General features: G+C 38.9%; 21 protein-coding genes. 9 read left to right on the top strand and 12 right to left on the bottom strand.

Features of this window, described 5'->3' with window-relative positions; all coding sequences use genetic code 11:
• The first annotated feature begins 14 nt into the window (after positions 1–14).
• Positions 15–2,759 (top strand): PAS domain S-box protein, encoded by a 2,745-nt coding sequence (locus LEPBI_RS07300; RefSeq protein WP_012388472.1) that lies wholly within the window; start codon positions 15–17, stop codon positions 2,757–2,759.
• Here the strand turns inward: LEPBI_RS07300 and LEPBI_RS07305 are convergent.
• Positions 2,739–4,313, bottom strand: a complete 1,575-nt coding sequence (locus tag LEPBI_RS07305; RefSeq protein WP_012388473.1) for a hypothetical protein — start codon at positions 4,311–4,313, stop codon at positions 2,739–2,741. The genes LEPBI_RS07300 and LEPBI_RS07305 overlap by 21 nt on opposite strands.
• Before the next feature lie 114 nt (positions 4,314–4,427).
• Between LEPBI_RS07305 and LEPBI_RS07310 the strand changes: the two genes are divergently transcribed.
• Positions 4,428–6,533, top strand: coding sequence for a methyl-accepting chemotaxis protein (locus LEPBI_RS07310; RefSeq protein WP_012388474.1), 2,106 nt, complete (start codon positions 4,428–4,430; stop codon positions 6,531–6,533).
• Here LEPBI_RS07310 and LEPBI_RS07315 read toward each other — a convergent pair.
• Together LEPBI_RS07315 and LEPBI_RS07320 are read right to left on the bottom strand one after the other, a co-directional pair.
• A complete protein-coding gene (locus LEPBI_RS07315; RefSeq protein WP_012388475.1) occupies positions 6,468–7,103 on the bottom strand; it encodes an ankyrin repeat domain-containing protein in 636 nt (211 codons plus the stop codon). The two genes, LEPBI_RS07310 and LEPBI_RS07315, sit on opposite strands and share 66 nt — an antisense overlap.
• A gap of 4 nt (positions 7,104–7,107) precedes the next feature.
• Complete coding sequence (locus LEPBI_RS07320) at positions 7,108–8,598, bottom strand: S41 family peptidase (RefSeq protein ID WP_012388476.1); 1,491 nt, start codon at positions 8,596–8,598, stop codon at positions 7,108–7,110.
• A 207-nt stretch (positions 8,599–8,805) separates the two neighbouring features.
• Here LEPBI_RS07320 and LEPBI_RS07325 point away from each other — a divergent pair, with 207 nt between their 5' ends.
• Together LEPBI_RS07325 and LEPBI_RS07330 are read left to right on the top strand one after the other, a co-directional pair.
• Positions 8,806–9,294, top strand: coding sequence for a YbjN domain-containing protein (locus tag LEPBI_RS07325; RefSeq protein ID WP_226992905.1), 489 nt, complete (start codon positions 8,806–8,808; stop codon positions 9,292–9,294).
• A 439-nt stretch (positions 9,295–9,733) separates the two neighbouring features.
• Positions 9,734–10,195: a VOC family protein gene (locus LEPBI_RS07330; RefSeq protein WP_012388478.1), complete on the top strand. Its 462-nt coding sequence runs from the start codon at positions 9,734–9,736 to the stop codon at positions 10,193–10,195.
• A 3-nt stretch (positions 10,196–10,198) separates the two neighbouring features.
• Here LEPBI_RS07330 and LEPBI_RS07335 read toward each other — a convergent pair whose 3' ends face one another.
• From LEPBI_RS07335 to LEPBI_RS07360, 6 genes are all read right to left on the bottom strand, one after another.
• The gene (locus tag LEPBI_RS07335) at positions 10,199–10,762 is read right to left on the bottom strand and encodes a lipocalin family protein (protein ID WP_012388479.1); all 564 of its coding nucleotides are present in this window, start codon (positions 10,760–10,762) and stop codon (positions 10,199–10,201) included.
• 104 nt (positions 10,763–10,866) lie between these two features.
• Positions 10,867–11,826, bottom strand: coding sequence for a lysylphosphatidylglycerol synthase transmembrane domain-containing protein (locus LEPBI_RS07340; RefSeq protein WP_012388480.1), 960 nt, complete (start codon positions 11,824–11,826; stop codon positions 10,867–10,869).
• A gap of 13 nt (positions 11,827–11,839) precedes the next feature.
• Positions 11,840–12,184 carry a histidine triad nucleotide-binding protein gene (locus LEPBI_RS07345; RefSeq protein ID WP_012388481.1) on the bottom strand — a complete coding sequence of 115 codons (345 nt, stop codon included), beginning with the start codon at positions 12,182–12,184 and terminating at the stop codon, positions 11,840–11,842.
• 1 nt (position 12,185) lies between these two features.
• Positions 12,186–13,082 (bottom strand): ROK family protein, encoded by an 897-nt coding sequence (locus tag LEPBI_RS07350; RefSeq protein WP_012388482.1) that lies wholly within the window; start codon positions 13,080–13,082, stop codon positions 12,186–12,188.
• A gap of 4 nt (positions 13,083–13,086) precedes the next feature.
• Positions 13,087–13,758, bottom strand: a complete 672-nt coding sequence (locus tag LEPBI_RS07355) for an ABC transporter ATP-binding protein (protein ID WP_012388483.1) — start codon at positions 13,756–13,758, stop codon at positions 13,087–13,089.
• The gene (locus LEPBI_RS07360) at positions 13,758–14,366 is read right to left on the bottom strand and encodes a hypothetical protein (protein WP_041769781.1); all 609 of its coding nucleotides are present in this window, start codon (positions 14,364–14,366) and stop codon (positions 13,758–13,760) included. The genes LEPBI_RS07355 and LEPBI_RS07360 overlap by 1 nt, the downstream gene beginning before the upstream one ends.
• On the opposite strand from LEPBI_RS07360, the gene LEPBI_RS07365 reads away from it, so the two are divergent.
• Together LEPBI_RS07365 and LEPBI_RS07370 are read left to right on the top strand one after the other, a co-directional pair.
• The gene (locus LEPBI_RS07365; RefSeq protein ID WP_012388485.1) at positions 14,360–15,904 is read left to right on the top strand and encodes a restriction endonuclease; all 1,545 of its coding nucleotides are present in this window, start codon (positions 14,360–14,362) and stop codon (positions 15,902–15,904) included. The two genes, LEPBI_RS07360 and LEPBI_RS07365, sit on opposite strands and share 7 nt — an antisense overlap.
• 170 nt (positions 15,905–16,074) lie before the next feature.
• Positions 16,075–16,551 carry a hypothetical protein gene (locus tag LEPBI_RS07370; protein ID WP_226992906.1) on the top strand — a complete coding sequence of 159 codons (477 nt, stop codon included), beginning with the start codon at positions 16,075–16,077 and terminating at the stop codon, positions 16,549–16,551.
• A gap of 1 nt (position 16,552) precedes the next feature.
• Here LEPBI_RS07370 and ruvA read toward each other — a convergent pair whose 3' ends face one another.
• Entirely contained in the window at positions 16,553–17,152 is a 600-nt protein-coding gene (gene ruvA / locus LEPBI_RS07375; protein ID WP_012388487.1) for a Holliday junction branch migration protein RuvA, read from the bottom strand.
• Between the two features lie 133 nt (positions 17,153–17,285).
• Here ruvA and LEPBI_RS07380 point away from each other — a divergent pair, with 133 nt between their 5' ends.
• Genes LEPBI_RS07380 through LEPBI_RS07390 form a run of 3 tightly spaced genes read left to right on the top strand, consistent with a single transcriptional unit; the run spans position 17,286 to position 21,350 of the window.
• Positions 17,286–19,160 (top strand): patatin-like phospholipase family protein, encoded by a 1,875-nt coding sequence (locus tag LEPBI_RS07380; RefSeq protein ID WP_012388488.1) that lies wholly within the window; start codon positions 17,286–17,288, stop codon positions 19,158–19,160.
• A gap of 26 nt (positions 19,161–19,186) precedes the next feature.
• Positions 19,187–20,449 carry a C40 family peptidase gene (locus tag LEPBI_RS07385; protein ID WP_012388489.1) on the top strand — a complete coding sequence of 421 codons (1,263 nt, stop codon included), beginning with the start codon at positions 19,187–19,189 and terminating at the stop codon, positions 20,447–20,449.
• A 1-nt stretch (position 20,450) separates the two neighbouring features.
• On the top strand, positions 20,451–21,350 hold the full coding sequence (locus LEPBI_RS07390; protein WP_012388490.1) for a patatin-like phospholipase family protein: 900 nt from the start codon (positions 20,451–20,453) through the stop codon (positions 21,348–21,350).
• Positions 21,351–21,353: 3 nt separating this feature from the next.
• On the opposite strand, the gene LEPBI_RS07395 is transcribed toward LEPBI_RS07390, so the two are convergent.
• Together LEPBI_RS07395 and LEPBI_RS07400 are read right to left on the bottom strand one after the other, a co-directional pair.
• Complete coding sequence (locus tag LEPBI_RS07395; protein ID WP_012388491.1) at positions 21,354–22,916, bottom strand: OmpP1/FadL family transporter; 1,563 nt, start codon at positions 22,914–22,916, stop codon at positions 21,354–21,356.
• Complete coding sequence (locus tag LEPBI_RS07400) at positions 22,917–24,452, bottom strand: hypothetical protein (protein ID WP_012388492.1); 1,536 nt, start codon at positions 24,450–24,452, stop codon at positions 22,917–22,919.
• Positions 24,453–24,511: the final 59 nt, after the last annotated feature.

The following is a 24,511-nucleotide window of genomic DNA, read 5'->3' on the forward strand; positions in this document are numbered from 1 at the left end:
AGTACAACAAACAAATGATACATCCCGTACAATTCATTTCCCATCGTCCAGAGTTATGTGAGTTTGTACTTCAAAATGGATTATTTGGATATTTAGTTTGGGATACAAATGTTGGCATTGTATACCCAAGTCCAATTGCGATAAGGTCTATGGGCTTGTCGCACCACCAACCATTTCCAGCAGAATGTATCTTAACACATTCTGGAATGCGTTTTCAATCGGAAGAAACTACTTCTGATTTCATTCTCGGTAGGATTTGTTTTGATCCGAGTAATAGTGCTGGTTTTCCCTTTCGTTTCCATTCTAAGGAAGTATTTGAATTGGGAAAAAGGTTCATTATACTCGCGTTAGATGCTTTTTTAGACGAGAAGGAAAAAAACTTACCACCCATTTTACAGTCAGCTGAAATTTCTCGGGATTTATTCACTTCTTCCTTTCAGTATTCCAATATTGGTATGGAAATATCCAACCCACATGGAGAGATGATTGAAGTGAATCCGATCCTTTGTGAGTGGCTTGGGTACGATAGTGATGAATTAAAATCAAAATCTTTGTCGGACCTGACACATCCCGATGACCTTCCGATTGAATTATCTTATTTAGAAAAACTCAATCAAGGACAGATACCAAGTTTTCAAATTAAAAAACGATATATAACAAAATCCAAAGAATCCATTTGGACCATATTAAATAAATCGATCATTCGGGATACATTGGGAAATCCACTGTATTATTTGTCTCAGATTTTGAATATGACTGATTCCATTCAATCAGAAATGGAACTTCGATCCATCTCACGACTATTAGACCAAATGGCAAACCTTGCCAAAATTGGTGGTTGGGATTTGGATTTAAAAACAAACCAAGCCAATTGGACCAATATAACAAAACGGATTCATGAAGTAGAAGAAGATTACATTCCCAATGTCGAAAATGGTCTTTCCTTTTATCATAGTGAAGAAAGTCGAAATAAAATCACAACTGCGGTAGAAGCCTTAATCTCAGAGGGAAAAGAATACGATTTAGAATTGGAAATGGTGACTGCCAAAGGTAACCAAACTTGGATTCGAACGAATGGGCGAGCCGAATGGGAAAATGGAAAAGTAGTTAAAATTTATGGGATCATCCAAGACATCAATGAACGAAAAGAATGGGAAATGGCCTTGGCCTCGCAAACGTCCATTCTTTGGTCCTTTGTAGAACATGCACCGGCAGCAGTGGCCATGCTCGACCAAGAGATGCGATATGTTGCCTTAAGCCAAAGATGGATTGATGATTATAAAATTCCATTGAGTAAGGAAGAAATCATTGGAAAGTGCCATTATGAAATTTTTCCTAATATTGGTGAGGCCTGGAAGGAAATTCACGCAAGAGGACTACTCGGTGAAGTATTAAAAAGGGATGAAGACATTTGGAGACCACCAGGTTGGGATAAAGACCAAGTCATTCAATGGGAAATTCGACCTTGGACTTTGTTATCTGGTGGAATCGGTGGAATTCTAATGTTCACAAGGGATATCACCGAATCGTATGAAACCAAGTTAGAGTTAAAAAAAGCGAAGGAATTGGCGGAGAATGCATACAATGCAAAGTCTGAATTTTTAGCAAACATGAGTCATGAAATCCGAACTCCTTTGAATGGAATCATTGGTTATTCCGATTTACTTGCAGAAACTTTGGTGGATACATCATTTAATGAGTATGCTCAAATTGTAAAACAATCTGCCCATACTTTACTTAGTATCGTGAATGATATTTTGGATTTTTCGAAAGCAGAGGCTGGAAAATTACAACTGGCAGAAGTACCAAATGACTTAAAAAACTTAATCCTCGAAGCCATCAAAATTATGGATATCCAAGCCATTGTTCATGGTTTGGATATCCGGTTGCACATAGACGAATCGATTCCAAACGTTTTGATGTTTGATTCCAATCGTTTGCGGCAGGTGATGTTAAACTTGATTGGGAATGCAATTAAGTTTACTGAAACTGGATTCATAGAATGTCGATTGACTCGTTTGGAATCCGCAATTAAGCAAGAAGTGAAAGTTAGGATATCGGTCAAAGATACAGGGATCGGGATTGCAAAAGAAAATCAGAAAAAGATCTTTGATTCCTTTACTCAAGAAGATTTTTCCACCACACGGAAGTTTGGTGGCACTGGGCTTGGACTTGCCATTTGTCGTCAATTACTCCAATTGATGAAGTCTGAATTGAAGCTTAAAAGTGAAGTTGGGCAAGGGAGTGAATTTTTCTTTGAAATCCCTTTTCGAATCCCTGAAATTGATCCCAATCTTTTGTTAGAATCAACAGAATCAAAATTCGAAACTTCAAAATCAAAGGAAACCCTCATACAAGATTTACCTACCAAGATCCTTGTAGTAGAAGACAATGCTGTGAATATGGGTCTCATGAAAAATTTCATCAATCGGATATTGCCAAATGTAATCATATTGGAAGCAGAGAATGGTGGAGTCGCCGTACAAGTATTTCAAAAAGAATTTCCGAATTTGATACTAATGGATATCCAAATGCCAGTACAAAATGGTTACGATGCAACCTTGGCGATTCGTAAGTTAAACAAAGGAAAAAATGTTCCAATCATTGCAGTGACTGCTGGTATCATTGATGGAGAAAAAGAAAAATGTTTTGAAGTGGGTATGAATGATTATTTGAGTAAACCAGTGCAAAAAGATAATTTAAAACAATTACTCTTTAAGTGGTTAGAATTTGAATATCTAAGCATCAAATCGAAATAATCCACCTAATCGTATCATCAATGACTCCGCGACAGCACTGGAGCGTTCAGATTTGTTGCCTGGATCTCTCCACTCGCCCGTTTGTTGCATTGGATCATAACTACCGATATGCGCCGAAACTCCTTGGTATCGTTCCACATCTTTGTAATAGGTGCGAAACACATCTGTTTGTAAAAAAAATCGAATTTTCTCTTCGGGATCATAATTCATACGGAATCCATAATTGAGATTTTCACGCATGGCTCCCATAATTCTAGGATTGGATGTCCATTGAAAACTATCTGGTCTGCTTGTGGAAAGTGCATTAAAATCGGCACCAACGAGTACTTCAGGGTTTGTAATTTTGGAAACTCCTGTATGGATTCCGAAACCAAATTGTTTGGAGACATCATAATTCAAACTTAAAAAACCTGTTAGTTCCCTCGGAGATTCAAACTTTTTTTTTGTATTGGACTTCGCATCATTAGAAAACTCTCCACTCAGAAATCCTAGCCTACTATTTGTAAATTCTTCACCATAGGTAGTTGTTTGGAAGGGGGCGATTCCAGAAGAAGTAATCGAAGTTAGGTTTGTTCCGTATGAAATTTCGCCACGTGATTCAAAGTTTCCTTGTTTCCAAACAAATCCAATCGAAACTCCGCCTGAATCCAGAGTGCTCCTTTGGTTTGTTTCTTTTTGTGTGAAAGCATTTAACACAGATTGATTAGGATCATTGAATTGATTGGCACGTAATGCCAATCCATCTCTTGCGGAATCAGTCGATGGGTCACTGACTTTGAGTTTTGTACCAATGGCTGATGTTGTGAAAAAAAATTGTGAGGAGGGTTTCCAATCCATTCTGACTGCAATCGTTGGCATGGAATTTCGTTCGATATTGGTTTTGACATTGGGATCATTATGAAACCCTGTCGTTCCAATTGCCGACCCAAGTTTTACATCGCCCAATTGATACCACAGACCAATTTGTTCCCTTTGCCATCCAATATTTCCTGATCCAGACATAAAGGCACTTGCATTATAGGATTGAGGATACACACCCGCAAAGAGATCCCATGTCCTACCTAAAAAAATTTCGATTTTAGTAGATGGGTTGTATTGGAAATACATTTGCCTGACTCTCGGTTTTGTTTCTGCTCCCACACTACTTTTTGTGACATCCACAAAGTCAGCTTCAAAGATTGCCTTTGCTTTCGTTCCATAAAGGATTTCTGCTCCGAGTAAGGAACTGGTGGGATAAATTCCAGACCTTGGTTCTGAATCTCTGGCTTGGACTTGTCTTTTGGCAACAGTTGGTCCGACTAAATTATCAAATCCAAAGGACAATACCGATTCGTTTGCATAAGCGAAGTCTGTTTTTAACATTCCTGTTAGGCGAAACTTTACTTCACCTGGGGTTGTTTGTTGGTTTGAGTCCTTTTCGATTGTTTTGGATGGATAAAGTGTAGTGCCATCTTTGGGAGTGGATTCTTGACTTTCGATTGATTCACCGATCAATGGGTTCAAGATTACTAAGTAGAGGGCCAAAGAAAAAAAACCAAAAAAGAGGTGCTTCATATTTCATTTGATCCTTATCATGGTTGAAACCAAAAATGTGAGAACACTTTATACATTCATCTTACATTTAGCAAGAAAACATTCTAAATATCGAAAAGAAAGGATTCAAAAATCATGAAATTCAAATGGGAACCAAATTCGCTACGTACGAAACTCATCAGTTTCACCATTCTTTCTGTCACACTGGCATGTGGGTTAACAGGTTTTTTGAGTTATTATGTTGGGAGAAGTACGATTATCTCCAAATTGGAAAGTTTTGATATGGTGAAAATCCTAGAATCCAAGTCAGCCACCATTGATTCCATTTTAGAACGAACAAAAGAGACGGCAGTGTTAGTTGCCTCCGACCACAATACCATCCGCTGGGCAAAATCGGGTGAACCCAAAGGAGACGCAACAGAGCAGGTCTTTCAGAATTTATCCACTTACAAATCAAAATTAAGTTATATCACTTACTTTGGCATCATCAATCCACTTACTAAAAACTACTGGAATGAATCAGGAAAAAAAATTGATACCCTAACTGAAAAGGATTCGGATGACAGTTGGTTTTTTGATCTCATTCACTCTAAAAAAGATTTGGTGATCAATATGGATTATACGGAGGAGTATAAATCATATGCCATTTTTGTAAATGGTGTTACGCTTGAAAATGGGAACCCCGTGCTCATTAGCTCCATCGGTATTGATGTTTCGGTGGCTTCTAAACAATTTACCCAAATCGATCAGTTTGGTGGTGAGAGTTGGTTAGTGGATAGTCGAGGGATCATCCAATTAGCATTGGATAGTAATCTTCTCGAAAAGGAATTAAATTTTAGTTTCCCGGATGAAGTTGTATCCCAATTGAAAAATACGACAGATTCGATACGTATCTTTTCAGGAAAGGATTCTTTAGGTAACAATTGCCTTTACGGAAGTTACCAATTGCATTCTGTACCTTGGCGTGTGATTTATCGTGTTCCTGTATCGGCAATGACAAAATCTCTCGATTCCATCGCAATTTTTACCTTCGTTAGCATTCTATTTTCAGTTGTTCTTGTATCCATAGGAATGGGTTATGTGTTAACCAAAGTGACACATGCCATACGGGAAGCTTCACTTCTCATGAATCGTATTTCTCATAATGAATTGTCTTTCGAAGTTCCGAAAAACCAATTAGAAAGAAATGATGAGATCGGAGGTATGGCAAAAAGTTTAGAAAAAATGCGTCAAAATTTAACTGTGATTGTTCAAAAAATTCAAAATCTTTCTGAATCGATCACTGGAAAAAGTTCCCAGTTATCGTCACTCGCATCAGATTCATCTGCAACCATTGAAGAGATTGCCTCTTCTGTCCAAGAACTTTCCGCGAGTGCTGAAAATGTTTCTGCTTCGGCAGAAGAAATTTCATCTCAATCCAATTCGATGATTGAAACTTTAAATCTGCTTGGAAGTGAAATGGAGTTGGTATCCAAGGGAGCAGAAAAGATTGAAGGAAAAGCAAGCGAGCTTGAATCATTTGTTGGAAAATCCTTGTTAGATGCCAAATCTTTATTTGAAACAATCAATCTTAAAATTCAAAATGCGGTGAAAGATGCCGAAGCGATCAAAGAGATACGTGAGTTAGCAAGTATGATCGCAGAAATTGGTGACCAAACCAACTTGCTTTCGTTAAATGCTGCAATTGAAGCGGCACGGGCTGGTGAACATGGAAGGGGATTTGCTGTCGTTGCGACAGAGGTTTCCAATTTAGCAGGAAAGTCGCAAGAAACTGTAAAAAAAATTGTAGAACTCAATCATAAATTAGAAAAAGCAATGGTGGATATGGTTGATTCGGTGAAAGAACTTTTGAATATGATCACAGGAAAAGTGATACCTGATTATGAAGGTGTCGTCGCTTCTGGAAAAGAATATAAAATCCAGTCAGAAGAAATCTATACCCTTGCCAAACGGACATTTAACTTAGCAAAAGAGATCAGTAATAGCATTAGTGAAGTGCACCATGCAATTATATCTGTATCCGAAGCAATGAACCAAAATGCCCTGGCATTAGGGGAAATAAGCTCGGGTACCAATCAGATGAGTGAGGTCTCAATGCAAACGGCCGATAGTTCTTCTGAATTAAACCAAACTGCAATTGACATGAAAGAAATTGCCTATCAGTTTAAATTGATTTTATTTGATTTTTTCCTCGATCAGTTTTTTAATTTTTTCCATGGATGGTTTGTTGGCATCATCTAAGGCAGAGTATCCTAAAAAATTTCGATGAAGGACATTTGCATTGGCTTGGATGAGAAATTCTGCAACGTCCATTTGTTGGTTCCGAACGGACAACATAAAAGCTGTATTCTCAAAACGATCTTGCAAATTTGGATTTGGTTGTTTTGTGATGAGAAGTTTCACCATATCCGCGTGTCCTATTTTGGTCACGTATACCAATGCTGTTTTTTTGTTTGAGTCGACTGCATCTACCTTTGTTTTTGCTTCTAACAATATTTCAGCGATGTTCAAAAAACGTTTTTTAACAGACCAATGGAAAGCAGTTTTTCCCGTTTGATCTACTAAATTCACATTGGCCTGGTTTTGGATCAAAATTTCTACAATTTCTGCATATCCAAATTTTGTAGCAAGGATAAGCGGAGTTTCTCCGTTTTGGTTTTGAACATTGGGATCAGTTTTTTCCAGTAACAATTGTTTGAGAGCAAGGATTTGTCCTTTTTCACTTGTTTTGAGTAAGGATTTGGATTCAGTGCAATAGAAAGATAAAACTCCCAAAACAACAATGATGATAGGTTGGAGAATACGAATCATGCGTTCACTTGGTTTCCTTCATGATACTCAAATAGGTTTTGTAATATTCGATGGCTTGAGTTAAGACTGGGTCGATATCCATGGGGTTTTCTTCAGCGAACAACCCTTTGCTTGTGGAATTTTGTTTCATCCTTTCGTCGAGTTTCGTTTGGATGTTTTTAGGAATGTATGGATTTTTTTCTTTTGATGGTTTGATCCAATTCCAGAATTTAGTTTCATGTGGTGGGTTTAGATCTTTGTTAGGATTTTCTACATTGATATCAGGGATGATGCCGAATCCTTGGATTTCTTCTCCGGAAGGTAAATACATTTTGGAATTGGTGATTGCATAAAAGTATCCAGTTTTTTTACCCACTTCAAAGAACATTTGAAATGTTCCTTGGCCAAATGTTCTTGTACCAAGAATCACTGCATTTTTATTTTCACGTAAACTACCAGCTACCAATTCACCACCAGCAGTCGTTTTGGGACCTACTAAAATTCCAATGGGTCCGTCCCAAAGGATTGTTTCTCCTTTCAGAGAAGGATATATATTTTCTTCAAAACGGTTTCTGATACTGAATAAATTTTTGGTAGAAGTAAAGAGTGATAAAAAATTTCGGAGTTCGATGAGGTTTGCTTGTTCACTCTCTCTTAAATCGATCAGTAATACTCCCACTGTATTTTGATTTTTCTTTTTTTCATTCAATTCGTGTTCTATGATTTTTTTTGTGGCACTTGCAATTGTAAAATTGTCATTAAATTGTATAAAATTTTTAATTTTGATGTATAGAATGTCCGGATAACCAAAAAAAACTCTATGTGAAATATGATTGAGAACATTAAAGGAAGTGTCTGATTTGATTTCTCTGGAATCGTATACGCGAGTATGTGGGTCAATTTCTTCTGTGTAACCTAACATTGCTAGGAAGATAATTTTTTCTAATAAACCATTCGGGTCTTTGCCAAGAATAGGATCGTTTTTTGCTTGGGTATAAATGTGATCTAGTTGTTTTTCTAATTCATGAAAATCTAAATTTAAGGAAGTAAAGTGTAAGTAGAGTTCCCTTCTTTTTTTTGGCTCCCATTCATTTGTTTCATCGATTTGATTGCTTTTTTGTTTGATCCGAATGAAAAAATGATCATCCGAGGGGAGTATCGTTTGATCACTATAAAGTTTGGGATGATTTCGATTGGCATCGTAAAAACTTTTTGGATATATGTCGATCGAAAGGATTTGGTATGCTTTTTTGATGGCCCCTCCAAAGGAAGCGGAGGTACTGATTTTATCGCTCGTTAGATGTAGGATATGGATGTCATTTTTTAGTTTTATAAAATGTTCTAAATTGATTTTTCCGACATAGAGGTAAGGGTATTTTGATTCTTTTTTGAGTGTCTCTATGGAATCAATTTTAAAGTTAGATTTGTTTGTCGTTTTATTTTGGGCCGGTTTACAAGCAGTGAATTGCAAGAAAAATAGTGACAAAATGCTGATGTAAAAAAGGGAAAATTTCATAGATTATGGATTAGCAGTTCCTAGGTGATCCCAAAAGCAAATGAAATTCTAGACAAATTTCTACTTTTTTTCCTGATTGAATCATTTCCCCCAGAAATAGATTGAAATCTGAGCGATCGGATTTCAAAATCAAAAAATAGCGCATAGCAAAAATGGACGATTTCATTCTAGCGAATGTTTGCATTTTAAATAGCAATGAGGTTGATTGTGAGATCATTTATTTCTTCGATTTTAATTTTTGTCGTATTATCCACTGTTTTTGTTGTGAGCGCCCAATCTCCCAAAGGCAAAGAGTCTGAATCGGCGTCGAAATCGGCCACCTTACATCACAAAGTTGAAAAGAATCTAATCAAAAAATTATTAGTTGAATTAGGTTACCAAATCATCAGTGATGAAGATAAACTACTCATCGTATCATATCAAGATTTTAGAGTAGGCCTTGTATCTGGGAATGATACTTCCATTCAATTCTATTCCTCCTTTAACACAGACAAAAAAAATAAAATGGAATTAGCGAACAAGTGGAATCAGAAGATGAGGTATTCCAGAAGTTATATGGATGCGGAAGGGAGACTTGTATTGGAAAGTGACTTTGATTATTCTGGTGGCGTGAGTGAAGAAGCCATCAAAGAATTTTTGCAAAAATTCCAAATTTTAAATTCGCAGTTTAGTACACTTTTGATTTTAGCGGAATAATCAAAAGGTTTTCAATTTTATTTTCCCATTCAAATCCCTTGTTTTTCTTTTTTTCCGCAAGATAGAAAATGGAGGGAATAAAAATGAATGATCATTCATCTATTTACTTGCATCCGAATATAGGTTTGTATTCATAGATCCATTCAGATGTTTTGATTCAGAACAGAGATTTGTTTGGGAACAACCAAAAAAATTGTTTATGTGCACCCATTCCCAGTAAGTTAATTCAGCTGATGAAAGAAAAAGGAATCAAAATACCGAAGGATTAGATTGATATTCTCCTTCATCAGATCCTTTGAATTTGGGTCAGTAGATTTTTAGGATGGATATAAAATACTTTACCACTGTGAAAAAAATAGTATTCGGAGAGGAACTGGGACAGGACATTGAAGGAAAAGTCATACTCGATTGAAGCAGAAAGAAGATAGGAGAGAGATGAATGTCGCGTCCATTTAAAGTGTTAGGAATCCAACAAGTAGCCATCGGTGGCGAATCCAAAGAAAAATTATCCAAGTTCTGGGTTGAGATCATGGGTCTTACTAAAGTATCTGATTACAAAAGTGAAAAAGAAAATGTCGATGAAGATATACTTTCTATGGGCAATGGTCCGTATAAAGTAGAAATTGATTTGATGCAACCCATCGACCCGAATAAAAGTCCCAAGGTGCATGATCCAAAATTGAATCACATTGGCCTTTGGATTGATAAATTAGAAGAATGTGTGGACTATCTCACCAAACAAGGGGTTCGTTTCACACCTGGTGGGATACGAAAGGGTGCTGCAGGTTATAATGTATGTTTCATCCATCCAAAAGGAAATGAAGAATTCCCACTTTGTAGTGAAGGGGTACTTGTAGAACTCGTACAGGCTCCAGAAGATGTCATCAAGGCTCTAGGATAAAATCTAATACGCAAGCAAACGATTGGTGTCATAACCAATCGTTTTTGCAAATTGAATGTATTCGTTTTCAGTGACTGAAGAAATGGTAGGTTCTCTTGAAAAAATCCATAAAAAATTTGGTTCTGGGCCACCGATGAGTGCGGTTTGGTAACCATTTCGATCGATTTTTAAAATCAAATAGTCTCCAAAAAACAACGGGTATAAAAAACTTACCTTCAACTTCCCTACACTTGGGTTTACAATGATCGCAACTCCTTCTAAGGAACTTCTCCCTGTTATCGTTTCTCCTTCGTTTTTCACGCGGATGTTTCCATCTTCTCTTAAAGCATAATCTGCGGTTACATTGGTTAGTCCCATTTGGAACGGATTATCGATGCGTTTGATTTCATGCCACTTACCTAGGAAACGACTCCATTCAAGATTACTTTCCACATAACGATCAAATCGTGAGGAAGAAACGTAGGTTCCCAGACTTACAGACAGTAGCGAAACAAATGGAAATTCGGATTCGTTTGTTTCCTTTGCATTTGGAAATTGAGAGAGAGAACAGTGATAGAAGAAAAACATTAAAAAGAAGCATTGATGCCAATTTTTGTTTTTAAGTAAGAATGAATTTTTCCTCTCTTCCATCAAAGTTTAGATTGGAAGAGGGGATCTTTGAGTAAAAAAAATTAGTTGATTCTCATGTTTTTTTGATGTGAGAGGCGCCAAACAAGATAGGCAAAACAGGCAAGGACTGTGGTGATGAGAAACTGGGTCAAATGGACTACTGTTGCATAGACAAGACCTTCCCCAGGATCTCTACCTAAAATGATAAATCCAGAAATGATGGCAGCGTGGAACACACCTATGCCCGAAGGAGCGGAAGGAATGGCAACTCCCATCCCACCTAAAAACATAAATAACAATGCCTCCGGAAAGGAAATAGGCATACCAATGAGCATCCCTGCAAGATAATAAGAAATCGCATAACCAAAAACCCATGTTGGTAATGAATAGGCAAGTGGTTTGATGAGTTTATCCCCTTGCAAAAATTCCGAAAATTCTACCAAATGGTGGTCGAGTTTCGTTTCATATAATGATTGTTTGCCGATAAGTGAAAAACATTTGAGAGCGACTGATCTTAAGAAAAATAAAAAATATTTTACCAAAATTAGACCAACCAACATCCCAATAATGACCAAACTGGAAATCAAAAGAAGGCTTAAATTTTTGGATTGTCCAAGCCCCATATAAAAAAGAGCTGTGGCACCGATGACAACTACGGAACCCAAATCCATTACTTTTTCTAAGAAGATTCGGCTGAGAAGGTGAGTGAGGGGGAGATCCGAATCTCGTTTGTTCATCAGTAATCTTACCAAATCCCCACCTCGAGCAGGTAACACCATGTTCAAACCCACACCAATGATGGCTGTGGAAAAGGATTGGTGAAATGTGATTTTTTTCTCGAGTAGATGATACCATCGAATCGAAAAAGGAATAAATGCCCATAAATTGGATAGGATTAGAAGAGGAAAAATCCACCAATTGACTTTTCCTTCTAGTCGTTCGAATTCACTGATATCAAAGTTCTTTTGTAAAAAATAAATGGCAATGCCTGAAACGATAATTCCAAAAATTAATTTTCTCATTGTAGGTTCAATTTTATCCTGGTGGCCATTGTAGATGTCTGCCACCTAACAAGTGGAAGTGTAGATGACCAACAGTTTGTCCACCGTAGGTTCCACAATTATTGACAACACGGTATCCTTTTTCAAAGATTCCGTTTTTTTTGGCAAGTTCGGGAATCACTTCGAAAATTTGATGGATCACCTTCGGGTCAAGAGAATCAATTTCATTCATACTTTTGATATGTGCTTTGGGTATGATGAGCAAATGGATGGGCGCTTGTGGAGTGATGTCATGGAATACAAAAATAGAATCAGTTTCGTATTCTTTTTTGGCAGGTATTTCACCGCGAATGATCTTACAAAAAATACAGTCTTCCATATCAGTTTTTCTCCTTAACAAAAACAAGTGAGGCGGCACCCAGAGTTCCTGATATATTGCCCCCAGGCCCAAGTAATAATCGATCGTTTAATACAGAAAAGATTGTAGATCGAATTTCTTTTTCTAAAAGTGCACCAAACAAATCATAGGACTTGGTGATCCCACCCACAAAAATGACCGCTTCTGGGTTGAGTAATTGGATCGCATTACGAACTGCGTGTGCTAAAGCTTTGGTTCCAAATTCCAAAATGGATTTTGATTCTGAATCATTCGATCGAACGAGTGAAAAAAAGGCTTCTGCATTGGGGAGTTTGGTATTGGTTTTTTCAAAATAACGGTTTAAAAATCCTTTTGTGGAAAAATAACTCTCCACACAACCGTGAACTCCGCATCCGCACAAGGCGCCCCCGATGACAGAAGTGGTATGGCCAATTTCGATTCCATTCCCAAGGTATCCCGTATAAAGTTTACCTTGTTTGACAAACCCTCCACCAATCCCTGTTCCTAATGTCAAAATTAATTGTGATTCGGTGTTTTTATACGTTCCAAAGATAGCTTCACCTAATGCAGCACAGTTGGCGTCGTTTTCATAGAATACTGGAAGTGAAAATTCTTTTTGTAAAACTGATTTGATGGGTAAGTTCTTAAGACCTGCCATATTGGCACTTGTCAGCATAACGCCCGTTTCGTTATTGAGAGGGCCAGGGGAACCAACACCAATTCCAATGATATTCTTTACAAGTGGGCGAATGCTTTCGACCAGTACTTCTAAAAAGGAATCATTGTCTAAGTGTTCAGGGGTTTTGGTGTGATGGGAGTCTAGTTCACTTCCATTTTCATCAAAAAGAGAAACGCGGATGCTTCCTCCACCAATATCAACACCAATCGCTTGTCTCAAAACTTCACTCTCCTTTGATCACTTGTTCGAACCTTCCGTTTTTCATTTCATAAACGGTTTGGGCATCAAAGGCGAGTTTCATGTCATGGGTGACAAGGATGATGGAATGGTTTCGTTTGTTGTACTCATTGAGAAGGAGTTGGACAAGGTAACTATTTTCTGGATCTAAGTCCCCGGAAGGTTCATCTGCAAAAAGAATGGCAGGGTCATTGATGAGGGATCTCGCAATGGCTGCCTTTTGGATTTGGCCACCGGACAAAGTTCGTGGTAATGAATTTTGAATGTCACCTAGTTTTAAATGGTCAATGAGGTAATCACATTTTCTGAGATAGTCATCACTGGAAAATTTTTTAGTAAAAAGGGCAGGTAGGAGGATATTTTCTTTAATGGTCAGGTTTCCCACAAGTTCGGAAAATTGGAACACGAGGCCTAAGTCCCGGGCTCTGATTTCGGCTAACTCTTGTTTGGAAATTTGCGAAAGTTTGATTTGGTCGTACAAAATGTCCCCTTCTGAAGGAGAAAGCATTCCTGTAAGCATCGATAGGAGAGTGGTTTTTCCAGATCCAGAGGGTCCAATGATGGCTACATAATCCCCTTGGTTCACGTCAAAACTCACGGAACTCACTGCTTCTTCCTTTCCAAATCGTTTGGTTAGGTTGTGGACACGGAGTAACATTATTTTTGTCTCCGTATGGATTTGTATGGGTCCATATAGGTGCTAATGCCCACTGTGGGAACACAAACTAGGATTCCCAAAAATAAAAATAACACCAAACAGGTGAATATGGATTTGATCTCTCCTAAAATCCCAAAGTCGGGAGGGGGAGGGAGGAATCCCAAATTGAGAAGTGTAGCCAGTAGGAAACTTGGTAAAAATAGGAAAAATAAGGACAAAGAATGGAGGAAGATACATCCCATACGGTTCCCACCCACCGCCATCATCACTCCAATTTCCCCGAGCCCATGGAGGCAATGGAAGAAAAATAAGGTCATGAGTGCAAAGCTTGTGGCGTAAAAAAGAATCTGGGGAGACTTGTCAAAGGAAACGATACTAGTAAGAGACACTCCCGCATACAAGTGGAAGTGGATCCGAACGGCAAGTATGAGGAAAGTAAAAACAAGGGTTCCCACAAGGCCATAGGCCAAGGAATAAAGACGATCCCTGGTGAGAAGTCGTAGTGCAAATGAAATGTAGGTGAGCTGTATCACTTCCAGGACAGAATTGACGTAAGACTCTTTTTTACCAACCAAAATAGGAAAATAGGAAGTATTAGAATTTGGCATTTTTTATCTTTGTTGGAGCCGCAGTGATTCTACTTGGGTTTCTTTTGACCTTTGTCATCGGACAAAGGCGAGATGGTTATGCCAAAGCCCTAAGCCTTGCGACTTTAGGGAATTTTCTAGATGCGCGGGCCCTTGTGCGGGAAAAATTAGAAGAAGACCACCAAAATCCCTATGGTCATTACGTGATGGCAAAAATTTATGCCATGGAAAATGACCCACTCAATGAAGCCAAACACCTCGAAATCATCAAAAAGAACAACCGGTACACCAAAGAAATTGATGCTGTGACCGTTTCCAACCGCATTGCCGAGATCTATTATAACAAAGATTTTTTTGAAGAAGCTTTTTTTCATTATTTGGACACCCTCCAAGTGGATCGTTCCAATCCAATCGCTTGTATTCGATTGGGTTTTATGGCTCTCGGACAAAAGGAATTCAAAATCGCAGACCATTTTTTTGCAAGGATCCCAGAAGAAAAAATCAATCTCACTTCCTATTACATTGGCAAAGGGGTGATTTCTGGGGTCACAGGTGGGGGGAAGGAAAGAGAGTATTTTGAAAAAGCATATAAAATCGAAAAAACGCCTGTCTCTGGATTTTTATATGCCTTGTCCTTATCACGTGAAAACAAACATAAGGATGCAGTAAAAACTGCCATTGCCATCAGCGAACAAATTGAAGACGAGTTTGTCCGTTTTACTTTATTCCAATTCCTTATGACAGAAGCCATTCTCATGCAAAATTTTCCAGAAGCATTGAAGTATGGTAGGTTGTGTCTTGAGATGGCAAAACTCAATGCATGGCAGAGTGAAATCACAGAGTGTAGTATCCATTTTGCGATGATCACCACCTATATGGGTCGTTATGAGGAAGGGGCAGAGTATTTAATTGAAGCGGAAGCAGAACGATTGGATGACCCTGATGTCATCGCCCTTGCCAATTTAAAATACAGATTGGAACGCGGAACGGGAACAGTTGAATCGTTAACACATGAATATGATTTGAGTCGTGAATTGAATTTACTTTCCGTCAACTTATTCCCTAACTCCCGTTACTTTGAGCTGAGTGGGATGCGATCTTCCAAACCCTTCAATATCAAAGGGATGGTTGATGATAGTGGCAAAAAACTCACATCCAAACTAGATATGCTCGGTCTTGATAAATTTGAAAAATTCATTAGTCTTCCTGGTACTAATTTTAAAAACCAAGCGACAAGAATGGTAATGAAACTTGGGTATCGTGTGACAAAAGAAATCTCAAATCCTGAAGCTGATGGTGTCAATTTACTTGCTTCCTCTAAAGAAGATGTGAACAAACGCGCTTTATTTCGAGTCCGAAAATGGAAAGATGCCAAGGTGTCCGACGTTTTTTTACGGGAGATGACAAACCAAATGGAAGAATTGGGAGCTACCAAAGGATTTGTGATTGGGAACTTTGACGTCACAGAAGCTGGAAAAAAAATCATCGCTGCGAGTAACGGAGCCTTGGAGATGTATTCGGGAGATATGTTCGAGGACCTTCTCAACAAAACTATGTAATGCGAAGATTTTCCCTATCAAATCAATTCAAATTCTCACAATTGAGAAAACTTAGTTTTTCATTTAAAATTGTTTCTCTCGCTCTTTTATGTTCGTTATGTATTTTTTGCCAAAATCCGAAACCAAATGATCCAAATGATTTCAGCCCCAAGTCTTATGAAACTAAAAACATGAGTTTCAAATGTCCCTTCCCGATTGTGATGGGAACCACTTATGGAAACGGGATTTCTCATTTTGACAAAACCCTGATTCTGTTTGAAATCAAACAATTGTTACTTGATCTTTGTGAAGGTCATTTTATCCACCTAGTTTCCTTTATCGACAAGGAAACAGGATTGTTTGTAGATGCCAAAGGGTATTGGACATTGGATGAGGTGAAGGTGGATTTAAAAGATCCCGAGGGATACTTTGCTTTGTATTATTTCGACAAGGCAAAACTAGACCAAAAAAAAGGAAGTATCGGAAACCTTACGATCCGCGAAGTATTTACACAGGCGGGACCAGTATTCATCGATTTTTATATTGGATCCAAGGAAGAAGTCGAACTTAAATTCCGATTCCCTGATCAACCTAAACTAGAACGTTACCTTATCAATCCGAGTTTCATCAAATTAAAAAACAGTTGGTATTTGCACCGAATGTTCTGAATCATCTGGTCCCAGTAATCACTTGTTTTACGATGTCTGAGGCACTTAAACCTGGATTTAATTTTTTGGCATCTGCAACTTGTTTGGTGGCAGATTTTTCATCAAAACCCAATTGGATTAAAGCAAGAGTTGCAAGGTCTGTTTCCCGATCCACAAAACTGGATTCGGTTGTCCCTTCGTTTAAAAACATTTCGAATTTTTTTAGGTTCTGTTTGATTTCAAAAAGGATTTTTTCAGATGTTTTTCCTTTTACTTTGGGGATTTTTTCTAAGGTTTTTTTATCATCTGCTTTGGCGATTTGATACAAATCATCCGCTTGGAAAAAGGAAAGGATTTTGAGTGCCGTGAGTTCTCCAATCCCGTGGAGGGATTTGATGAGTTCGAAGGATTCCCGATCTTTTTTAGAACCAAAACCAAATAGTCTTTGCCCGCGATCAGTGATGGAGTGGAACGTATGGATATAAATTTCCGTATTGAGTTTGTCCTTACATTCCAAGTGGAGGGGAAAGGGAATCATCACTTCATACCCGACACCGGACACTTCCACCACCAAACGATCAATTTCTAATTGGAGTAATTTACCGCGTAAACTTGCTATCATGGAACACTTCTTCCTTCCCATTGTAAGAATGGATCAAATATGACTACTCTTCTTTTTTCATTGGATCAAATCACAATCCGATCGAACAAAAAGGTTGCTTGAAATTTTTTGAAAGATCGCTACAACCTTTGTTGTGAAACGAATCCGAAAATCGAAAAACCCAAGCCTAGCCCAGTATTTGACATTGGCGGATTTGTTTCAAAATTTGCCTCACTCAGTCTTACGAGAGATGATGGATCATACTGTCCGTGAATTTCTAAAAGGGGGGGAGATCCTTTTTTTAGAAAACTCCATCGGTAGTGATTTGTACATTTTGGCTGCCGGGAAACTTCGGTATGAAAAACGAGGGCCAAATGGTGCTTTACGTGATATTGGTGAATTCAAACGTCTCGATGTCATAGGTGAGCTCAGTTTGTTCACAGGAGAAAAACGATCTGCCACAGTGAAAGCGGTGCGTGATTCCGAACTGATCCGAGTGCCAAGAGAAGTAGCTCTTTCGATTTTACTCAAATACCCTGATAGTTTATTACAAATCACAAAAATCATCGCCGAACGACTGGCTCATGCCAAAACAGAAACAAAAAGTTTTCTACCTCAAGCCAAAACATTTTCTTTGCTTTCTTCCTTACCCGAAAAAACAATTTTGGATGCCATTCATTACCTTGGGATTGTATTTTTGCGGTATGGATCTATTTACGTTGTCGACGAATCCATGTTTAACGAAAAGACTCGGGAATTGGAAAAATTAGACGAGGTCGACCGAAAACCTTGGATCATCCGGTTTTTCACTCAAATCGAAGCTGAGTATGATTATATTTTTTATCTACTCAAGGATGAGGACAAGGTGAGTCCTTTTGCAGAACGAGCCCTACGCCAATCGGATAGTTTTGTCTACATTAAAGATGCAAACGAATCTCCAAGTTGTATCCAATTGGAAACTCTTATCGACAAACGCAAGTACAACGATCGTAACCATATACTTGTTCTCATCCAACCAAATAAGGATGAGGTAAAACCAGGAACCATCAAACATTTACAAAAACGAAAATTCCATCGGCATTTCCATGTCCATATGGAGCGAATGGACACTTGGGAACGACTTGGTAGAGGGTTACTTGGGAAATCCATTGGACTGGCGTTAGGTGGTGGAGGAGCAAAAGGTTTTGCCCATTTAGGGGTGCTCCGAGCACTCGAAGAAAATAACATCCCAATCGATATGGTTTCCGGTACCAGTGCAGGTTCGATTTTTGCTGCTCTCATTGCCATGGGTGAATCGAGTCTTAGCAGTAAAACAAAGGCGAAAGAATTTTGGGTAAACAAAGATCTTCTAAACGAATACACACTCCCAATCTTATCTCTCACCACTGGGAAAAAGTATACTGAAGCAATCCGACAATTTTTTGGTGAGATCCAAATTGAAGACCTTTGGATTCCTTATTTTCCTGTCGCAACCAATTTATCTCATTCTGAAATCCATGTGCAGGAAGTTGGGAGCTTATGGAAGGCCATTCGGGCGAGTACCTCCATTCCTGGGATTGTGCCACCGTTTATCGATGATGGGATTGTGTATGTTGATGGAGGAGTCCTTGACAATGTGCCTGGGATTAGTTTGAAAGAACGAGGTGTGGGAAAAGTGATTTCTGTCGATGTGTTTGGTGATATATACCCAGACCAAGACCGCGAACTTTGTGAATACTTTGATAGTAAAAATCCTGGTGTGATGACAAATCCATTCTTTCAAATGACAAACCTAATCAATTTCCAAGATTTGACAAAACCCAAATTCCCACCGATTGGTGATATCATCATCCGTTCAATCCTCGCCTCCAGTCGGGAACGAATCCGCCAAACGGAAACAATATCAGATTTGTTTTTACAAATCCCGACCAATAATTTTGGATTATTAGATTGGTTTGCTTATGAACGTTTGATTGAACTTGGTTACATTTCTTCGGTTGGAAAAATCAAAATGAACCGCGAGAAATTTATAAATCCTTCTTTACAATAAGCTGGGCAAACAATACTTCTTGGGTCATGTCCTTAGTTCCTTTCATCCGTTCCTTTATTAGAACTTATTTGTTTTTGGGATTCCTATTGCCTTCCGTTTTGTTTGCACAAAACCTCGACAGCTTACTTGAGTCAGGTTATAACAAACAAGAAACTTTACTCATCAGGAGTGAGATCCGAAAAAAACTAGGAGACCGCACCAACCAAAAAGAAATCCAAAACATCATCCAATCCCTGCGAGTTTGGGCCGTCTTTGAGTCGATGCCAGCTACTGAGTTTGCATTGGAGGTAGAACGGTTTGTGATTTTGGCTGACCATGGCTATCAGTGGGAAGAAACGGAAGACCTGATTCCGTATTTTATTACCGCAAAACCAAACAAAACAGAAATTCCTTATCTTGGAAAATTCTATCGTGAGATGAAGTTAAGCCAAGTACCAGAAGATGAGATCTTACAGTTTTTCCAAATCGCAAAAAAAAGGCGATGGAGTGGGGATACAGTTTTTGTTGCAGGTAGATTCTATGTCCTACTTCGGAAATCAGAGCCTAATTCTAGTTTGATTTTCAACGTTTTGGAAAATAAATTACCTAAAAAAATAACTTCACTCAGTTCCGAAAAACAAAAGAAACTCTTTTCTGAATTCAAAGCAGAATCAAAAGCAGATCCGAATGAATCCAATTGGAAATTGGTGGTGGAGGATATATTGGCTGTGTTATCTGGAAAAAATTCCTTGAATGATTTTAAGGTATCAGATCGTAGAACAGAGATCATCTGGAATGAAGAAGGGGAATGGATCACGAAAGAACGCCCTAGACTTGACCCTAGTCTTATTTTTATCGAGGAACAATCGAACCAAACGACTGTCACAACCACAAACGAAGGCCAAAAGGAATCCAAACGAAAATTGGTTGATCCCGTAGGAAGGCAGTGGGTCGGTACACCTTACCTGTATGGAGGGTATTCCAAACGGGGGATTGATTGTTCTGGTCTCACCAAATCCATATTAACCGATCCAAAAATTGGTATGAAGGGAAAGGCCATACCTCGTTCTGCAAAAGACCAGTCCCTCATCGGCAAATTTGTTCCAAGAGAAAAACAAACAATAGGCAATTTAGTTTTTTTCTCCGCCTCACCGAATGCCAAAAAAATCACTCATGTAGGACTTGTTTTGGATAATGGAAATTTCATTCATGCATCCACAAGCAGAGGGGTTGTGGTCCAATCTCTAGAGGAAAAATGGTGGAAGGAACGGTATGTGACAGGAAGAGATATCTTTACAGGTAACAATTGATATGGCAAAAAAGAAAGCATTGGTTCTCTCGGGTGGTGGGGCAAGAGGAGCCTACCAAGCAGGTGTTTTACGGTATTTAGAAGAAATCCATTGGAAACCCGACATCATTTGTGGGACTTCTGTTGGCGCCATCAATGCCTGTGCCATCGGTTCAGGAATGGATTCGAAGCAATTGTCGGAGTTATGGTTAAAACTCAACCAAAAACACATCATGCGGTATTCGATATGGAATATGATCAAAGGTTTTTTTCGTAAAAAATACTATCCACTCGTTGAAACCTATCCTTTGAAAAAATTCATCCATGAACATCTGGATTTTACCTCTTTAAACCAGTCGCAAATAAAAGTCATCATCACTGCTGTGAATATCCTCACTTCAGAACTTCGGTTTTTTGAAAACCCAAGTTTACGGATCGAACATTTACTGGCCTCGTCTGCGATTCCCATGATTTTCCCTTGGCAGGAGATCGACGGGGAACCGTATTGGGATGGTGGTGTGATGGCAAATACGCCCATCTTACCTGCATTAACTCATGAGGCATCAGACATCGTTGTTGTTTTACTTTCGCCAGTGGGAAGTTCAACCATTATGGAAACTCCAGTGACAAAGGATGAAGCGTTGGAGCGACTCTTTGAATTGTATTTACTTGGATCCTACAAAAGTGTGGAACAAGGATTGGAATATCGAAAGTCGGTAATGGACGGTCTCACATCGATTGAGAATTTTTTTCTAAGTTTAAGAACTCAATTCACAAAAGCAAAAATTTCTGTCATTGCTCCCAAACAAATGTTAGGCCTAGGAAGTATCTTAAATTTTAAAAAGGAACAAGCAGAAAAACTTTTGGCCCAGGGTTATGAAGATGCCAGGGATTTTTTCCAAAAAAAATCCCAAAAGAAGTAACCTTTAGTTCCTTGAGCTCACCATGATGTAAATGGAATGGGCACTGTATTCAAATGATTGGGCAAGGGAATTGGGGTCGATCCTTGAATTCCCATACCCAAGTTCACGGATGTAGGTCACGGATACAGATGATTTGGATGTCACCCAAGAAAATCCTAAACTCAAACCCCGGTTCCTTGAATATTCATTCCTTGGGTTCGTTCCAGACCTAGCTACTTTGTAGATGACACTGGCATCCCCAGAGTTTGCAGTGACTTGGTTCCCAAAAGTATTTTGCAAATACAAATCCACTGCTGATTCGGTCCAAGAAACTGGTTTTGTATTGGGTTCGTTTGTGTAAATACCACCTAATATTGAAAAGGTGTCGGCTAAGTAATATTCCATCCCTGCTGCAAAATTGGTAGTCGCAAAACGAGTGAGCTCACGTACCTCTGTATCATTGATTGTGTAGGTGACTCTCCTGCCAAAATTGCTGATTTCATCTTGGTTACGTCTGACTTTATAACCTGAGGTATAAATCATATCAAAGGATGCAAGGAATCTGGATGTTGGAAAAAATGCCACACCAAATCGCATTTCCGATGTTTGCGGAATGGATGTTACGAGTTTCGGTTTTTGGGTGAGAACTCCTTGTTCAATGGAAGAGGCACCGTCTCCTGTCCCTTCAATGAAGTCAATTGCGGATGATCCTGGTCTTCTTGTTGAATCCGCATACACTTCGTTGTACAGTCTGTCCCCACCGGTCACAAAAATACGCCGATAACTCATCCCTAGGGAAACTTTGGGATTTGGCTGGTACTGAACACCAAGGACCGGCATAATGCCTGTTGTGCGACGATTGTCAACATAGGATCGCATCACATAACTCAAATCAGAAAATTGTTGGAACTGGGTTCTCGAAACTTCTTTGGTATCACTCATATAATAGAGTGTTGCGCCAACTGAGAGTTTATCGTTGAGTAAGTAAGCCAAACTTGGGCCAACAAGGAGTTGGTTGTACCGTTCTTTGGTATAATTTCTTGTGGAATTGATCGAAGGGGAGACAAGCGGGTAATTCACTTGGTCGACTCGGTTGTAGGAATAATTGTAAGTGTTGACGATGGAAAACGCAAACTTCCAACGATCAAAGTTTTTCAGAAGTCCAATAAAATTGGGATCAAATCCTTGGTGGGTTTGGTTGTATCGTTGGCCTGGTGTGTCAATATTGATGTAACTGCGTTTCACATCTTTGAAATTACTCGCAGAAATGGAAATCCCATCATTATGCGTAAACCCAAGTCCAGCCGGGTTGTAATAAGCACCTGAAGGGTCATCGGCAATGGCCGTAAAGGCACCCGCAAGACCTGCGGCCCGTTCCCCATAAAACCCTTGTAAGTTGTGAAAGGGTTCGGAAGGGAATACAGGATTCGGAATCAAATATTGGAGGGAAACAAATGTAAGCGAAAAAAAAGAATGAAACCATATGTGTGGTTTCAGCGATATTTTGGACACGAGTGAATTGTTTTTAAACATAAGATTTCGCAAAGGTTTTTTGTTTTGATCGTCAATAGAATCTGTTAGTTTCATTTATAATTGGTATAATACATTTGGTGCGATCAAAAGTTGTGTATACACTTCATTGCCGTTCGTATCAATTTCATAGCGCCATACATCGGCATTGCTGACTTGATCGGCTGAACCGTAAAAATCAACATAGTAAGTTTCACTCGAATCAGACTCATTGATGTAAAACTCACCCCAACCGATGAATTCATCTGGAAACGAGTTTGGGTTCACTCCATTTGGCATGATCACAAAGGCATCATAGGCAGCATAACCACCTCCACCGATACCTCCACTGGGTAAAGGAGTTGTAAAATCAACATACACGTCCCATTCAAAGGTATAGGTTGTTTCAATGAAGTCTCCATAGAGCTCCGTATCAAGGACTCCCAATTCTTCATATTCATCATTTGCACTATTATCGATATCATAATAATCGACAGCAAAATAGGTGATTTCTCCATTCGGATCATAGGTCTCAGTGATATAGTATTCAAAATTATCTGCATTATCGATGTATTCGGTGAGGACATAACCTCCTAAATCATTTGTCCTTCCTTTGACGGAAGTGGTGATTTTGTTCCCTGCCGCATCATCATAAACATTACTATAATTTAAGGTGACACAATTGTTTGAGTTGGCACTGGTATCGTTGGCACATTCTTCGAATGTAAAACGAGTTGTGGATTTGTCCGTATTGCCGGAACCCGATGTCACTTGTTTGATATTGAGAATGGCTTTGTCTTTTTTTCCGACTTGGGTGATGTAAGTGATGGAGGCATCCACACTCAAAGAGATTCCAAATACCCGTAAGGAACGAGTGATGGAACTAAACACTTTGGATTTGTCACTTTTGAATTTGATACTTTTTTGGAATTGATTGTTGGAAGGACAAGGTTGTGGCGTTCCAATCGCATCGGCAAATGAATAGGAAATTTCTACATCATATTCATTATTACTTAAGGTTCGGTAAACCATGGCGGGAGTCGGGACAGATTGTCCAATGAAAGGTAAAATCCCTTCATTTTGTAGGCTAACAAGCTCTCCGCGAGCCTCCTCGGAACTAAGACCGAGCCTTTCAATCCCTTCCAAAAATTCCTCTTCCATACTTTGTGTGATCCGCACACTGGAAGTTCCCCCAGGGATACAAACACCAGGACTGGCTTTGGCGATCGAATAGGATCCACTGATGAGTACTAAATCTTTTTTGGAATCACGTAAGATTTCGGCCACAATCCCCGTTCCTTCTGTTAGAAAGTATTGGCCTGTGAAACCATAATCCAAAGTATCTTCAGCAATGCCTTTGTTTGTGAAAGTCATTTTAGAAGTTTGGGACCTTCTTTGGAAACTTGCTCCTAGTCCAGAGCTTGGTTTACGTATGGATCTGGGAACCGCCACACTCAAATTGGAAGGTAACTCAGAGTTAATATTAGAAGAGAGTAAAGTGCGAATGAAAAATCGGACAGCGAGTGCACTGAGTGAATTACTTTCATCTTTTTCTTTTTTACAACCGACTAGGATTAAAACGGAAAGTAAGAGGAATAGAAAAAAACGTTTCATCAGTCCATCATCAGAATGGTACGACTTGGATTGTCAATTCGAAAGTCAAAATTAAAAAA

This window comes from Leptospira biflexa serovar Patoc strain 'Patoc 1 (Paris)', assembly GCF_000017685.1.
In the GTDB taxonomy this organism is placed as follows: domain Bacteria; phylum Spirochaetota; class Leptospiria; order Leptospirales; family Leptospiraceae; genus Leptospira_A; species Leptospira_A biflexa.

Bases quoted from the DNA above. Each gene is read 5' to 3' on its own strand.
- LEPBI_RS07330 (WP_012388478.1), top strand. From the start codon at position 9,734: ATGTCGCGTCCATTTAAAGTGTTAGGAATCCAACAAGTAGCCATCGGT.
- LEPBI_RS07385 (WP_012388489.1), top strand. From the start codon at position 19,187: ATGTCCTTAGTTCCTTTCATCCGTTCCTTTATTAGAACTTATTTGTTT.
- LEPBI_RS07340 (WP_012388480.1), bottom strand. From the start codon at position 11,826: ATGAGAAAATTAATTTTTGGAATTATCGTTTCAGGCATTGCCATTTAT.
- LEPBI_RS07395 (WP_012388491.1), bottom strand. From the start codon at position 22,916: ATGAAACTAACAGATTCTATTGACGATCAAAACAAAAAACCTTTGCGA.
- LEPBI_RS07345 (WP_012388481.1), bottom strand. From the start codon at position 12,184: ATGGAAGACTGTATTTTTTGTAAGATCATTCGCGGTGAAATACCTGCC.
- LEPBI_RS07300 (WP_012388472.1), top strand. From the start codon at position 15: ATGATACATCCCGTACAATTCATTTCCCATCGTCCAGAGTTATGTGAG.
- LEPBI_RS07390 (WP_012388490.1), top strand. From the start codon at position 20,451: ATGGCAAAAAAGAAAGCATTGGTTCTCTCGGGTGGTGGGGCAAGAGGA.
- ruvA (WP_012388487.1), bottom strand. From the start codon at position 17,152: ATGATAGCAAGTTTACGCGGTAAATTACTCCAATTAGAAATTGATCGT.
- LEPBI_RS07360 (WP_041769781.1), bottom strand. From the start codon at position 14,366: ATGCCAAATTCTAATACTTCCTATTTTCCTATTTTGGTTGGTAAAAAA.
- LEPBI_RS07310 (WP_012388474.1), top strand. From the start codon at position 4,428: ATGAAATTCAAATGGGAACCAAATTCGCTACGTACGAAACTCATCAGT.
- LEPBI_RS07400 (WP_012388492.1), bottom strand. From the start codon at position 24,452: ATGAAACGTTTTTTTCTATTCCTCTTACTTTCCGTTTTAATCCTAGTC.
- LEPBI_RS07320 (WP_012388476.1), bottom strand. From the start codon at position 8,598: ATGAAATTTTCCCTTTTTTACATCAGCATTTTGTCACTATTTTTCTTG.
- LEPBI_RS07305 (WP_012388473.1), bottom strand. From the start codon at position 4,313: ATGAAGCACCTCTTTTTTGGTTTTTTTTCTTTGGCCCTCTACTTAGTA.
- LEPBI_RS07315 (WP_012388475.1), bottom strand. From the start codon at position 7,103: ATGATTCGTATTCTCCAACCTATCATCATTGTTGTTTTGGGAGTTTTA.
- LEPBI_RS07355 (WP_012388483.1), bottom strand. From the start codon at position 13,758: ATGTTACTCCGTGTCCACAACCTAACCAAACGATTTGGAAAGGAAGAA.
- LEPBI_RS07370 (WP_226992906.1), top strand. From the start codon at position 16,075: ATGAGTTTCAAATGTCCCTTCCCGATTGTGATGGGAACCACTTATGGA.
- LEPBI_RS07335 (WP_012388479.1), bottom strand. From the start codon at position 10,762: ATGTTTTTCTTCTATCACTGTTCTCTCTCTCAATTTCCAAATGCAAAG.